The organism is Neorhizobium alkalisoli, assembly GCF_007829835.1.
GTDB lineage: Bacteria > Pseudomonadota > Alphaproteobacteria > Rhizobiales > Rhizobiaceae > Neorhizobium.
In genome coordinates, this window is the sequence record NZ_VIWP01000008.1 from 48,280 (window position 1) to 62,648 (window position 14,369).

12 protein-coding genes are annotated in these 14,369 nt (G+C 61.0%); 11 read left to right on the forward strand and 1 reads right to left on the reverse strand.

What is annotated here, in order from left to right; all coding sequences use genetic code 11:
• Window positions 1-99: 99 nt before the first annotated feature.
• Window positions 100-1,233, forward strand: coding sequence for a helix-turn-helix transcriptional regulator (locus tag FHW37_RS25145; protein ID WP_145641369.1), 1,134 nt, complete (start codon window positions 100-102; stop codon window positions 1,231-1,233).
• Window positions 1,234-1,253: 20 nt separating this feature from the next.
• Here FHW37_RS25145 and FHW37_RS25150 read toward each other — a convergent pair whose 3' ends face one another.
• Window positions 1,254-2,162, reverse strand: coding sequence for a LysR family transcriptional regulator (locus FHW37_RS25150; RefSeq protein WP_145641370.1), 909 nt, complete (start codon window positions 2,160-2,162; stop codon window positions 1,254-1,256).
• Window positions 2,163-2,345: 183 nt separating this feature from the next.
• Here FHW37_RS25150 and FHW37_RS25155 point away from each other — a divergent pair, with 183 nt between their 5' ends.
• From FHW37_RS25155 to FHW37_RS25200, 10 genes are all read left to right on the forward strand, one after another.
• Window positions 2,346-3,470 carry a BMP family ABC transporter substrate-binding protein gene (locus FHW37_RS25155; RefSeq protein ID WP_145641372.1) on the forward strand — a complete coding sequence of 375 codons (1,125 nt, stop codon included), beginning with the start codon at window positions 2,346-2,348 and terminating at the stop codon, window positions 3,468-3,470.
• Between the two features lie 28 nt (window positions 3,471-3,498).
• On the forward strand, window positions 3,499-4,611 hold the full coding sequence (locus tag FHW37_RS25160; RefSeq protein ID WP_145641374.1) for an ABC transporter permease: 1,113 nt from the start codon (window positions 3,499-3,501) through the stop codon (window positions 4,609-4,611).
• Window positions 4,608-5,540, forward strand: a complete 933-nt coding sequence (locus FHW37_RS25165; protein ID WP_145641375.1) for an ABC transporter permease — start codon at window positions 4,608-4,610, stop codon at window positions 5,538-5,540. The genes FHW37_RS25160 and FHW37_RS25165 overlap by 4 nt, the downstream gene beginning before the upstream one ends.
• A 61-nt stretch (window positions 5,541-5,601) precedes the next feature.
• Window positions 5,602-6,279 carry a biuret amidohydrolase gene (gene biuH, locus FHW37_RS25170; RefSeq protein WP_145641377.1) on the forward strand — a complete coding sequence of 226 codons (678 nt, stop codon included), beginning with the start codon at window positions 5,602-5,604 and terminating at the stop codon, window positions 6,277-6,279.
• The gene (locus FHW37_RS25175; RefSeq protein WP_145641379.1) at window positions 6,276-7,814 is read left to right on the forward strand and encodes an ABC transporter ATP-binding protein; all 1,539 of its coding nucleotides are present in this window, start codon (window positions 6,276-6,278) and stop codon (window positions 7,812-7,814) included. The genes biuH and FHW37_RS25175 overlap by 4 nt, the downstream gene beginning before the upstream one ends.
• Window positions 7,814-8,479, forward strand: a complete 666-nt coding sequence (locus tag FHW37_RS25180; protein WP_145641381.1) for a cysteine hydrolase family protein — start codon at window positions 7,814-7,816, stop codon at window positions 8,477-8,479. The genes FHW37_RS25175 and FHW37_RS25180 overlap by 1 nt, the downstream gene beginning before the upstream one ends.
• Window positions 8,472-8,804, forward strand: a complete 333-nt coding sequence (locus FHW37_RS25185; protein ID WP_145641382.1) for a cupin domain-containing protein — start codon at window positions 8,472-8,474, stop codon at window positions 8,802-8,804. Before FHW37_RS25180 ends, FHW37_RS25185 begins: the two co-directional genes overlap by 8 nt.
• A 33-nt stretch (window positions 8,805-8,837) precedes the next feature.
• Window positions 8,838-10,637 carry an allophanate hydrolase gene (atzF, locus tag FHW37_RS25190; protein WP_432442893.1) on the forward strand — a complete coding sequence of 600 codons (1,800 nt, stop codon included), beginning with the start codon at window positions 8,838-8,840 and terminating at the stop codon, window positions 10,635-10,637.
• 304 nt (window positions 10,638-10,941) lie between these two features.
• Window positions 10,942-12,450, forward strand: coding sequence for a L,D-transpeptidase family protein (locus FHW37_RS25195; RefSeq protein ID WP_145641385.1), 1,509 nt, complete (start codon window positions 10,942-10,944; stop codon window positions 12,448-12,450).
• 280 nt (window positions 12,451-12,730) lie between these two features.
• A complete protein-coding gene (locus tag FHW37_RS25200; protein WP_246690911.1) occupies window positions 12,731-14,365 on the forward strand; it encodes an alpha/beta fold hydrolase in 1,635 nt (544 codons plus the stop codon).
• Window positions 14,366-14,369: the final 4 nt, after the last annotated feature.

A 14,369-nucleotide genomic window follows, 5' to 3' on the forward strand; every position in this document is an offset into this window, starting at 1 on the left:
AATTTTGGGGACCTCGGCCGCATGAAGTGCCGGTGTTCCTAAAAATGCTTTTATTGACGTTGATTTGAGGCCCGGCCAAAGGCTCGGGATATATGTGCGTTGACGGATATCGACAGGATAATCGGCGACATCTATGACGGCGGCATGGGCGATTGGCTCTCGGTCGGCAGATCGCTCTTCAACGGCCTCGGTGCCAGCAACGGTTCCCTGAGGTTCCGGCAGGCCGACGGCAGGTCCGTCAATGTGTTCGACCGATCGGAGCCGGCCGAAGCCCAGTACACCGCCTATTATTGCCATATCGATCCGATCCGCGCTGCACTCACCCGCACAGCGTCGGATCGCGGCCAGTCCAGCAATGCCTTGCTCGTCGAAGATCTACTGGATGAAAGCGACTATCGCCGCTCCGAATTCTATCAGGATTTTGCGCGGTCGAATGGCCAGCAACATATGCTGCTTGGTATCATCGGAGATGACGAACACACCGTCATTGGCCTCTTCCGTGATGGCAGGGCATTCGACGAGCGGGAGCAGTCGGCGCTTTCGCGTCTTCTGCCGCATATTCGCCGGGCGATGCAGCTGCAGCAGCGTCTGGAAAAAGCCGAGCTTGTTGGTCATCTGGGACATGCTGCCTTCGAAGCCTTGCCTGGCGCAGCAGTCGTTGTGGATGCGGATTGCCACGTTCTCTATGCCAATTCTGCGGCGGCACGCCGCCTGTCGCGGCGCGATCTGCCGGTCTCTTTCTCGCCTGAGGCGAATACCGGCAAGACCAAGCTCACCGTCGACAATCGCGGCAGGGCCATGCGTCTGCGGGCGATGATATCGGACGCAGCCTATCGCGGAAACGGCGGTGCGATGCGCTTCGAAATCGATGACGTAACGGCCGGTCGGCCGCGGCAGCTTGCTGTCTTTGTCCTGCCCCAGCCGACGCAGTTTTCTGCCACGGCGGTTCTTGCAGGCGAGGGCGATCCGGTTCTGATCCTGCTGCACGAACTGTCGCGCCCGACGATCATCAGCGCCTCGCTGCTCGCCGACCTGTTCGGCCTCAGCATTGCCGAGAGTGGCGTGGCGATGGCGCTTCTGGGCGGGCAGACGGCTGAAGCCGTTGCACGCGATCGTGACGTGTCGCTGGAGACCGTGCGCACGCAGATCCGCATGGTTCTGCGCAAGACCAATGCCGGCAGCCTGCGGGAGTTCGAGCGTATCGGCGCCATGCTCGACATGCTGGCACACTGAAAGACGACTTTGCGAGCCCTTCAGGAGACTTCGAACTGTGTTGCCAGCGCATGCGAGAGCTGTGCAGAAAAACGCGCCGCGGCCACGGGCAGGGCGCGGCCCTTGAGCTGCCCCATGTAAAGAATGCCGGATGGCACATCGCGTTTGTCGACCGGGCGTGAAACGATGTCTCCCGTTGTCGTCTGGTCGCCGAGGCCGATCGGGATCTGGAAGCTGACGATGTTTTCCGCCACCGCATGGTTGCGCAGGAACTCGAAACTGTCGGACTGCACGACCGGCTCCAACCGCATCGACCGCCCCTGCACGGCAATGTCCAGCAAATGCCGCACACCATAGGGCGCGGTTGGCAGGGAGATCGGATACCGCAGGCACTCGCTGAGCCTTACTTCCGGTTTCTCCGCCAGCGGATGCCCGGCCGCCATGATTGCATGGACTGGCTGAGAGACACGGATGACCGTCATGAAATCCGCCAGCCGGACGGGTTCGAAGACGATCGCGATATCCGCCGCATGGTCGACCAGCGCCTGTTCGGCTGCCTGGCGGTCGCGCACATGGACGCCAAACGTCACGCCGGGATGTTCCTTCCGGTAAAGCGCGATCTGCGTCGGCAGAAAATGCGGCAAGAGCGCCTGGCTGCAGGCGATAGAGACATGGCCGCGCCGCACGCCGGAAAGATCGGCGATCTGCGAGCGTACCCGTTCCATGTCCGAGAGCTGATGGCGGATATGATGGATCAGCACCTCGCCGGCGCTGGAAAGCCGCACGCCATGGGCAAGTCGCTCGAAGATCGGCACGCCGAGCTCTTCCTCGATCGCCAGGATCCGCCGGTTGAGCGCGGTCGATGTGATGGAAAGCGTTTCGGCCGCGCCACGGATCGAGCCCGCCTTGGCCACGGCATCGATATAACGAAGAGAAGTCAAATGACGCATCGAAACCTCCAGAGGGGCTGCTGCAAAAATTGCAGCAGCTTGGCGAAAAACTAGCACAAGACAGAAGCGGCCTCATCCACCTATCGTTGTCTCTAACGGGATGAAGCGGAGAAAACGGAAACGTACCGGCCGCACCCGAGACCGCTTTTCACGCAGATCTCGACGCTCAGGGGGAGCTTCCACATGACCAGTTTTCTGACGCCCAATCGCCGCCAGTTTCTGACCCGGACGGCAGGTCTTGCTGGCCTTGCCGCGGCAGGCAGCGCCTTGCCGTTCGGCGCCGCACGGGCAGCCTCTCTGACCGTTGGTTTCATCTATGTCGGCCCGAAGGATGATTACGGTTACAACCAGTCCCATGCGGAAGGTGCCGCCGCCGTGAAGGCGATCCCGGGCGTCACCGTTGTCGAGGAAGAGCGCGTGCCGGAAACGGTCGACGTCCAGAAGACGATGGAGAGCATGATCAATTTCGACGGCGCCTCGCTGCTCTTCCCGACCTCCTTCGGTTATTTCGACCCGCATATTCTGGCGCTGGCGCCAAAGAACCCGAAGGTTCGCTTCGAGCATTGCGGTGGTCTCTGGACCGCCGACAAGCCCAAAAATGTCGGCTCCTATTTCGGCTATATCGGCATGGGCCAGTATTTGAACGGTGTGGTCGCCGGCCATATGACGAAATCGAAGAAGATCGGTTTTGTCGCGGCAAAGCCTATTCCGCAGGTTCTGCTCAATATCAACTCCTTCCTGCTCGGCGCCCGCTCAGTCGATCCGACCATCACCTGCCAGGTGATCTTTACCGGCGAATGGTCGCTGGCCGTCAAGGAGGCGGAAGCCACCAATGCGCTCGCCGACCAGGGCGTCGATGTCGTGACCTGCCATGTGGACGGGCCGAAAGTCGTCATGGAGACCGGCGCCGGCCGCGGCATGTATCTCTGTGGCTATCACGCCAACCAAGCGCCGCTTGCGCCGGCAAAATATTTGACCGGCGCGGAATGGAACTGGGCCAAGGTCTATACCGACATGGTCAATACGACATTGAAGGGCGGTGCGATCAACAATTTCGTTCGCGGTGGCCTTGCCGAAGGGTTCATCAAGATGAGCCCGCTTGGCTCGGCCGTCAGCGAACCGGCGAGAAAACAGTTCGAAAGCGTCAAGGCGGAGATCATCAAGGGCGGTTATGCCGTCATCAAGGGGCCGCTCAAGGACAACAAGGGCAATGTGATTGCCACCCAGGGCCAGTCCTTCGTCGAGACGGATGTCGCGCTGGAAGGCATGAACTACCTCGTCGATGGCGTCGTCGGCTCGACCTCCTGATCGTTTCACCCGCAACGGAGGACCTGTCATGACCCTACAGGCGGATCTTGCGGCGGGGCTTGCCGCCAAACAGAGTTCGGTCGCAGATTATGCCGGCCGAATCTTGCAGCCTCTGTTCCTGCCGCTCGCGGCCGTCGTGGCGGGGATGATCGTCTTTTCGGGCTTCCTGCTTCTGGTCGGCAAGTCGCCGATCGATTTCTACATGATCGTCTACAAGGCAGGTTTTGGCACCAGCTTTTCCTGGGCCAATACTCTGGCCCGGGCAGCACCTCTGCTGCTGGCCGCGCTCTGCGTGGCGCTTCCCGCGCGTCTCGGTCTCGTCGTGATCGGCGGGGAAGGGGCGATAGTGCTCGGCGGCGTTGCGGCCGGTACCGTCGGCATGATGGTGCCCGGCCTGCCGGGGGTGCTCGGAATTCTGGCGATGGCGATCGCCGCTTCCGTCACCGGAGCGATCTGGATCGGCGGCATCGGTGCGCTCAGACATTACCGGGGTGTCAACGAGACGATTTCCAGCCTGCTTCTCGCCTATATCGCGATTGCGCTGATGAACCATCTGGTCGAAGGGCCGCTGCGCGATCCGGCAAGTCTCAACAAGCCGTCCACCGTTCCGCTTCCGGAGGCGTACAGAATTGGCGAAATTCCAGGCATCGGTGTCCATTGGGGACTGGCGGTCGGCATCGTCGCCTGCATTCTCTGCTGGGTGCTGATCGAGCGGACCACGTGGGGTTTCGCCGCCCGTATCGTCGGCGGCAATATCCGGGCGGCACAGGTTCAGGGGCTTCCGGCGGGCCTGCTGATGATCGGCTTCACTGCGCTTGGCGGCGTCTTTGCCGGACTTGCGGGCATGTTCGAGGTCGCGGCCGTGCATGGTTCGGCAAATGCCTCGCTTGCGGCCGGCTATGGTTACACCGGTATCCTGATCGCCTTTCTGGCGCGGCATAACGGGCTGGCGGTCATTCCGGCAGCCATCCTGTTTGCCGGTTTCGAAGCCTCTAGCGGTCTCGTCCAGCGCCGGCTCGGCCTGCCGGATGCAACGATCGTCGTCTTCGAGGGCATGATCTTCATTGCGATCCTCCTGTCGGACGCGCTGCAGGACAAGATCGATTTTCGCACGCTGTTCAGAATAAGGGGCCGGTCATGACGGATATCGGTTACTGGGGTGTGCCGCTCGCCATTTTGGGCGGCGCCATCCGTGTCTCGACCCCCTTCATCTTCGTCAGCATTGGCGAATGCATCACCGAACGGTCGGGCCGCATCAATCTCGGGCTGGAAGGCACGCTCGTCTTCGGCGCGATGAGCGGTTATGCCGTCGCCTATCACACGGATTCGGCCTGGGCCGGCACGCTGGCTGCCGCCTTTGCGGGGCTTCTCTTCGGCCTGCTGCATGGCTGGATCTGCAAGTTTCCGAAGGTGAACGACATTGCCATCGGCATCGCGCTGATGATCTTCGGTTCGGGCCTCGCCTTCTTTTTCGGAAAACCTTACGTGCAGCCGGTAGCGCCGGACCTTCCGGCTATTCCGCTCGGCTTCTGGTCCGACATTCCGCAGCTTCAGGCGGCACTCAACGTCAACGTCCTGTTTCTCGTCGGTATCGCACTCGCCTTCGCTGCGTCCTGGATGCTGAAGAATACAAGGATCGGCCTGACCATCCGGGTTGCAGGAGACAGCGCCGATGCGGCGCGGGCGCTCGGCATCGACGTCAACAGGGTGCGGCTCTGGTCGACCGGCGTCGGCGGCGCGCTTGCCGGCATCGGCGGGGCCTATCTTTCGCTCTATTATCCGGGCAGCTGGAACGAGGGGATTTCATCGGGGCAGGGGCTGATGGCCGTGGCGCTGGTGATCTTCGCCCGCTGGAGCCCGGTCAATTGCCTTTATGCCTCGCTGTTGTTCGGCGGAGCCGGCGCACTCGGCCCGGCGCTGCAATCGGTCGGCATCAGCCAGGGCTATTACCTCTTCTATGCTGCGCCTTATGTGCTGACGCTCGGCCTTCTGGTCGCCACCAGTTCCGCCGGCGGCTCCGCCACGCGGGCGATCACCGCCGCTCCCGGCGAGCTCAGCATTACCAAGTGATCTTCCCGACTGATCTTCAAAGCCAGGCTTTGCCCCAGCTGCAACGAAGGATTTAAGACCCGTGACGACCATCCAAGCCGATCCCTATCTCTGGCCCTATAATGGCGACCTGCGCCCGGAAAACACGGCGCTGATCATCATCGACATGCAGACGGATTTTTGTGGCGTCGGCGGTTATGTCGACAAGATGGGCTATGATCTCAGCCTCACCAGGGCACCGATCGAGCCGATCAAGAAGGTTCTCGCCGCCATGCGTGACAAGGGTTACGCCATCATTCACACCCGCGAAGGACACCGTCCCGATCTTTCCGATCTGCCGCCCAACAAGCGCTGGCGGTCGCAGCAGATCGGCGCCGGTATCGGCGATGCCGGGCCCTGCGGGCGTATTCTCGTGCGCGGCGAGCCGGGCTGGGAGATTATCGACGAACTGGCGCCGCTGTCCGGCGAGGTCATCATCGACAAGCCCGGCAAGGGTTCCTTCTGCGCCACCGATCTGGAACTTGTCCTGCGCACGCGTGGTATCGAGAATATCGTGTTGACCGGCATCACCACGGATGTCTGCGTACACACGACGATGCGCGAGGCCAATGATCGCGGTTTCGAATGCGTGATCCTGGAGGATTGCTGCGGTGCGACCGATCCGGGCAATCATGCGGCTGCGATCAAGATGGTGAAGATGCAGGGCGGTGTGTTCGGCTCCGTCTCGGATAGCGACAAGCTGGTGAGCGTGCTGTCATGAAGGTCCCTCCGCAAGACAACCGCATCCCCGATCGCGCGCTTGCCGTCTCGACCCATGGCATGACCATGCGCTTCGCCAACTTTTATGCGCTGCGTGACGCCTCGATCACCATCGCCGCCGGATCTTTCCATGTGCTTCTCGGCGAGAACGGTGCCGGAAAGTCGACGCTGGTCAAATGCATGATGGGCTTTTACCGGCCCACATCCGGCCAGATATCGATCGATGGCCAGGAGGTCGATATTCCCGATCCGCGGGCGGCGCACGAACTCGGCCTCGGCATGGTCTATCAGCATTTTACGCTGGTCCCGTCGCTGACGGCCGCCGAAAACCTCGTCATCAGCCGCGCCGATGCGCCGGCGCGGATCGACTGGAAGACGGAGCGCGAAGGGCTTGCCGCCTTCATGGAAAAAATGCCGTTCAAGGTGCCGCTCGGTATTCCGGTCGGCCGCCTTGCCGCGGGCGAAAAGCAAAAGCTCGAACTGCTGAAACAGCTTTATCTCGGACGTCGTTTCCTCATCCTCGATGAACCGACTTCGGTTCTGACACCCGCCGAAGCCGATGAACTGCTCGGCATGGTGCGCGGGCTCACCGAGGCGGGCGAACTGACATGCCTGATGATCTCCCACAAGTTCCGCGAGGTCACGGCCTTTGCCGACGAGGTTTCGGTCTTGAGGCGCGGCGAACATGTCGGCGGCGGCAAGGTCTCAGACCTTTCCACCTCCGAAATGGCGGCGATGATGATCGGCGACAAGGAACTGGTGCGGCCCGCCGCCCGGCTTCCCTTCATCGGCAAGCCGGTGCTGGAAATGGCGGGCGCCAAGGCACCGGACCGATCCGGCCTGAAGACGATCGAGATCGACGGTCTTGCCGTCAAGTCGGGCGAAGTCGTCGGTATTGCCGGCGTTTCCGGCAATGGACAGATGGAATTGATGGAGCTTCTGACCGGTCAGCGGCCGCTGGAAAAGGGCGCAATCCGGGTCAAGGGCGCGGCCTATCGTGCAAGCCGCGAGGAGGCCCGTCGCTTCAACGTCCGTTATCTCCCGGAAGAACCACTCAAGAATGCCTGCGCGCCAAAAATGACGGTGGCGGAAAACATCTATTTTCGCGATTTCGACTTTCTCGGCGGCAAGACGCAGTTCTGGCTCGATGGGCGCCGGATGAAGCAGGAAGCCGGCAGGCTGGTCGGCGAATACAAGGTGAAAACCGCCTCGCTCAATGCGCCGATCGCCTCCCTTTCAGGCGGCAATGTGCAGCGCGCGGTGCTGGCCCGCGAATTCACCGGCGCGGTCGATCTCCTCGTCATCGCCAATCCCTGTTTCGGCCTCGATTTTTCCGCCGTGGCCGAAATCCGGGCGCGGATCATGGCAGCACGCAATGCCGGCGCCGCGGTGCTGCTGATCAGCGAGGATCTGGACGAAATTCTGGAACTCTCCGATCGCATCCTCGTCATGTCGGACGGGCATATTGCCTATGAGACGCCGGCCGAAGGGGCCGATATCGGCGAGATCGGCCGGCATATGGCGGGGCATCACTGATGGCGATCGTCGAGGCAAGGCCCTTCCCGTTCGTTCTCGATCCGCCCGCCACGGCCCTGATCGTCATCGACATGCAGCGCGATTTCGTCGAACCGGGCGGGTTTGGCGCAACGCTCGGCAATGACGTCTCGCTGCTGCGGGCGATCATTCCGGCAACGGCGGCGCTGATCAAAGGCTTTCGCGATGCCGGACTGCCGGTCATCCATACGCGCGAATGCCACCGGCCGGATCTGTCCGACTGCCCGCCTGCAAAACGCGAGCGGGGAAATCCGTCGCTGCGGATCGGTGATGAGGGCGCGATGGGGCGTATCCTGATCTCGGGCGAACCCGGTGCCGACATCATTCCGGAACTCTATCCGATCAAGGGCGAGACCGTGCTCGACAAGCCGGGCAAAGGCGCTTTCTACGCCACCCCGCTCGACGAGATTCTTCGAGAGAAGGGCGTCCGGCAGCTCGTTTTTGCCGGGGTCACCACCGAGGTTTGCGTGCAGACGACGATGCGCGAGGCCAATGATCGCGGCTATGAGTGCCTGCTCGCGATCGATGCGACGGAAAGCTATTTTCCGGAATTCAAGAAGGCGGCGATCGACATGATCACCGCACAGGGCGCCATCGTCGGTTGGGCGGCGGCGGTCGATGATATCGTGAGGGCAGTGAATGACTAAACCGTGGATGTCGGCCTATTTTCTCGGCGGCGGCTGGCGCGACTGTGCCTTCGAATATTTTCGCGAGGGTGTCGAGATCTGCCGGCTTGTGCCCGGTGAACCGGAACTCGCGCTTTTGCGATATCAGCCCGGCGCCTCGGTGCCGCGCCACAGGCATGTCGGCATGGAGACCATTCTTGTACTGGAAGGATCGCAGAGCGATGAATATGGCCATTATCCGGCCGGATCGCTCGTCGCAAATCCCGAAGGCACCATTCATTCGGTGACCTCGGAAGAAGGTTGTGTCGTGCTGATCCAGTGGACGCGGCCTGTCGAAATCCTGTGAACGCCGAAATCCTGTGAAACAGGGATGCCGCTCGTGAACCTGCAAGAACTGCCCTTCACCCTTTTCTCGCTGCGGGCCTCGTATCGCAACGGCATTGCCGCCGCAGACGTCGTGCGGGAGGCCTATCGGCGTCTCGCGGCAGCTGATGATCCCGGCATATTCATTCATCTTGCCGATATGGATGAGGTGATTGCTGAGGCTGACGCGCTCGGCCCCTACGATCCGGAAAAGCCGCTCTGGGGCATTCCGTTCGCGGTGAAGGACAATATCGACGCGGCGGGCATGCCGACCACCTGCGCCTGTCCGAATTTCGGTTATATCGCCGAAAAGGATGCTTTCGTCGTGGCAAGGCTGAAGGCTGCGGGCGCGCTTCTGATCGGCAAAACCAATCTCGATCAGTTTGCGACCGGGCTGGTCGGCACGCGCACGCCCTATCCGGTGCCGCGGAATGCGCTCGATCCGGATATCGTGCCGGGTGGTTCGAGTTCGGGCTCGGCCGTCGTCGTGTCACGGGGCATCCTGCCGTTTTCGCTTGGAACGGATACGGCAGGGTCGGGCCGTGTTCCGGCGGCGCTCAACAACATTGTCGGGCTTAAGCCGAGTCTTGGCGCGCTCTCTGCCTCCGGCATGGTTCCCGCCTGCCGGACGCTGGATACGATCTCGATCTTTGCGCTGACGGCCGAAGATGCCTTCGCGGTTTATCAGGTCGCGGCGGCATATGACGACAGCGACGCCTATTCGCGCAGGCACCCCGCGCCCGTCATCTATGCGGGAGAGCAGGGGCTTTCGGTCGGCGTTCCCGATCAGGCCTCCAGGCAGTTCTTCGACGACGAAGCTCAGGCCGCCATGTTCGAAGCCGCTCTCGCCAGGCTCGAAGCCATGGGTCACAGGATCGTGCCGGTGGACTTTTCGCCGCTCTATCAGATCGCGGACTTGCTCTATTCCGGCGCCTGGGTTGCCGAGCGCTATGTCGCGACAGAGCGGGTCATGCAGGCAAACCCTCGCGCCATGCATCCCGTCACACGGCGCATCATCGCGCAGGCGGAAAACCTGTCGGCGGCGGATGTGTTCAAGAGCATGTATCGGCTGGCGGAGTTGCGGCGGGCCATCGAGCCGTTGCTTGCAGATCTCGATCTCCTCTGCGTGCCAAGCATTCCCTGCTTTGTCACGCTCGCTGATCTGGCTGAGGATCCGATCGGCCCGAATTCGAGGCTGGGTACCTATACCAATTTCGTCAACTTGATGGATATGTGCGGCATTGCCGTGCCTGTTTCAGCACGCGGCGACGGGCGACCGGGCAGTGTCACGCTTTTGGCACAGGCGGGGCGGGATGGCCGGATCGCGGGACTGGCGGCTGCCCTGCAGGCGGATGCCGCCGCACCGCTCGGCGCCGTCGGCTGGAGTTGCCCGCCGGTGCGGGCGACAAGATCCGTTGCGGCAGGCGGCGAGATCGCGGTCGCGCTTGTTGGCGCGCATATGCGCGGGCTTCCGCTCAATCATGAAGTCACCCGGCTCGGCGGTCGTTTTCTGTTCGAAGGCAAGACGGCGCCCGACTATCGCTTCTATGCGCTTGCCGGCGGGCCGCCTAAGCGGCCGGGCCTGGTGCGCGCAGCCGGCGGCGGGCCGATTGCGCTTGAGGCATGGGCCATTCCGCTTTCTCGCTTCGGTGACTTCATGGCCGGCATCCCGTCACCGCTCGGCATTGGCACGATTTCCCTTGCCAGCGGTGAAACGATCAAGGGCTTTTTGTGCGAGACGGCCGGTCTGGACGGGGCCGAGGAGATCACTGCGTTTGGCGGCTGGCGGGCCTATCTGGACGCTCAGCGGCGCTGAAATTTGAACAAATTCCACCACGGATGACAGGGCGATGTAACAAGCCGGCTTCTGCTGACGAATATATGTTCATGAAGCTTTCTGAGCCTGATCTGCTGCAATGCGGCGGGGCAGGTATGTCATAATAGCGGAGCGGCTTTTCAATGTGGCGTGATATGGCCAGAAGGTCAGTATCGTGACATTGATCGGCCACGTTTCAGGGAGATTGTTGCCGGGCTTTTAGCGGGTGCTGTGGCAATGATCCCAACCTCCATCGCCGGTATAGCTTGAGCATATGTTTTTCCGTCATTTTTCAGGACAAGAGATGAAAAAGGGTTCGTCTTCTCGCGTGATCTTGCCGCTGGTCGGCGCGCTGGCCTTTTCGGCAAGCGCGATCGCCGCACAGGCGCAGCCGCCTCAGACGCCGGCCGTGGCTACGGCTGCCACCGCGCCAAAGACTTATCCGGCGCCGGCCCGTCGCCCCGCCCATATCGTTTCCAAGGCTGATCCGTCCGGTTTTGCAGCCCTGTTCGATCCCGTCGCCGCCAATCAGGCTAAGGTGTTGCACGAGATGGGCAGCCTGCCGCTGACGATGAACAGCGATATCGCTGATGCCGTCGAAGCCTATTACGCCCAGCCCAAGGCGACCCTTATCTGGACCGATGGCAAGGGACCGAATGCAAAAGCCGTTCAGGCGATCAAGCTTCTGAAACAGGCTGAAGACTGGGGTCTGAACGCCGGCGATTACGCCGTCGGAACCGAATACGAGTCCATGCCGCAGGGTTCCGCCGAACGTGTGCGCGGTCTCGCGCTGTTCGAAGCCTCGCTGTCGAACAAGATGCTGATGTTCTTGCAGGACAATTTCCGCGGCCGCATCGATCCCAACCAGCTGTCCAACTATTATGATTTCAAGCGCAAGCCTGTGGATCTGAAGGCGACGATCGGCCAGCTTGCGAGCCTGCCGGATCTGATGCCGATCTTCGACCGCTTCATGCCGAGCAATCCGAAATTCGCCCAGCTTGCCGCCGAACTGCACTGGCTGCGCAATTCCGGCAATGGCGCAGGCGCTGCCGCCTCGATCGACAAGGTGATCGTGGCGATGGAGGAGCTGCGCTGGTTGCCGAAGGAATTTCCGCAGCGCTACGTTTTCATCAACCAGCCCGCCTATATGGCCTATTACCATGAGAACGGCGATATGACGCTGTCGATGAAGGCGGTGATCGGCCAGCAGGACCACCAGACGAATTTCTTCGACGCGTCGATCAAGACCGTCGAATTCAATCCCGACTGGGGCGTACCGCAATCGATCATCCGTAACGAGATGCTGCCGAAGCTGAAGCGCGATCCGGCCTATCTCGACAAGGAAGGCTACAAGGTTTCCGTCAAGGGCAAGGAAATGCCCTCGGCCAAGGTCGACTGGACCCAGCCGCTGGAGAACATTTCCGTCATCCAGCCGCCAGGTCCCGACAACGCGCTCGGCCAGCTGAAGATCCTGTTCCCCAATCCGCATGCGATCTACATGCACGATACGCCGGCGCGCGGAAAATTTGCCGCCCAGGACCGCATGTTCAGCCATGGCTGCGTGCGCCTGGAAAATCCGCGGGCGATGGCCGCCGCTGTTCTGAAGACTTCGGTCGATTTCGTGGGTGAGCAGATTGCCGGTGGCGAGAAGAAGGACATGGACGTTCCCGAGCAGGTCCCCGTCTTCGTCTCCTATTTCACCGCATGGCCGACGGCGGATGGCACGATCCAGTATTACGACGACATCTATAAGCGTGACCTTGAGACACTGAACGCCATGTCCGTCACGAGTTCAAGCCGCGCGCAGTCCTGAGGGCATCCGGACAACATCACGGAAGCGCTCGCGTCCACTTGGCTGACGTCACCGCGTCTTGTGCGGTGATGCCGGCGAGGTGTCTGGCAACGACTTGTCTACCAAGCTTCAAGGTCAGCGGTGGCCAACACGTTCAGCTTGAATTAGTAGTTCAAGCTGAACGGCCCATTGCGGTGGCCAGTTGTGATGTAAGATCTTGAGACGCCCATTCGGCACACCAATAACTTTCGGCACGTGTGCCGGCTTCATTCACGACGGTGGTGGTACCACGGGCGTGCTGATGCTTCCCGCCTGGGGTTTTGAAGAGTTCACGATTCGCCGGGGGTGGGGCCGTTTCGCGGATATGCTTGCGGATGTCGGCTATACCTGCCTGCGCTTTGATTGGCCGGGCTCGGGGGACAGTCTTGGAGATGTGGAAACCACGGTCTCCTTTTCGCAATGGAAGGAAGCTTTCGTCGCGGCGGCCGATCTACTCAAGACCAATTACAAGATAGAGAAACTTGTGCTTGTAGGCCATGGTGTCGGAGGTTTGCTTGCACCCCATTTCGGGTGCGCTTTGTCGGCCTCTGCCATGGTGTTGATGGCGCCACAGAATGAAGGCCGCACAGGCCTGCGCGAGCTGGATCTGTCGGGCAAGCTTATCGGTACCTATCTTAAGCTGGCCGAACAATCCTCGGACGATGTCATCAACATCGCCGGCCACTCCATCGCAAAATCGCTGGCTCAGGAAATTGCCGCTCTACGGCTTGGTGAAGAGCATTTTCTGCATGACCTACCCGTCCTGACGGTGGCGCGCGCAGAAACGCGTTCTGCCATTGACTGGCCGCACCGGCTTCGCAAGATCGGTTTCGCCGTCACCGAATTTGATTATGCCGGCTACGACGAGTTTGCCGGCTACAAGCAGGCGTCCATTGCCCCGATCCGTGATTTTGAACGGGTTCGTGACTGGCTTCTGGAAACTGTTGCGCCAGGAGATGCCGTATCCGGAGCTGAGGCCGCCCCGACGGCTCAAGGCCTGGAAGGCGAGGGCTTTCGCGAGTCGGCTTTGGTGTTTGGACAGAATGATCGCCTTTTCGGCGTTCTTTGCAGGTCTGTGGCGCGTCCGTCGCGGGCAGCCGTCATTCTTGTCAATTCCGGGGACACCTATCACATCGGCTGGGGGCGAATGCATGTGGCATTTGCACGGTCGCTGGCAAGGATGGGTATTGCGAGTTTCCGCATCGATACCAGTGGTATCGGTGACAGCCAGTCAACCGGCAAGCCGCTCTATTACGACGATGCGCAAGTCCAGGACATTCTAGAGGCAGTTCAGGCTTTGGAAGGCCTGAACCTGGGGCCAATGATCGTCGGCGGCCTTTGCAGTGGCGGTTATGCCTCGATCCAGACCGCCTTATGCGACCCACGCATTCAGGGCATTGTCGCCATCAATCCCGTCCGGCTGGCAATCGATCCGGAAGAGACCTTCGAGCAGATCATGAATGCCGGCACGTCCTCGATTGCCGCTTATCGCAGGCGCATCCTGTCGGCAAAACTTTTCAAGGATGTCTTGTTCGGGCGTGTTTCGGTGCTGTCGATCATGTCCAAGATCAGGCAGATCGCCGGCGCGCGTTATGTGGGGTTCACTCTTCGGAACCGGTTGAGAACGAAAGCGCGGCAACAAGCGGAAGCGCTCAGCCAGCGCGGCGTGACGTCGATCCATGTTTTTGCTGAAGGCGATGCCGGTCTTGATGAACTGGCTCGCTTGTTTGGAAAGCGTGAACCGGTCGATTATGACCATGCTGCTGTTCGGATCATATCGGACACTGAACATAACATGACGGCTCCCCATGCGCGGGACGCAATTTTGCAGGCTATTGTCGATGTTTCGCTCGGCAATCAGCGGGATGCCGTTTCAAAACATTCGGTGCCGGCCTAACCTG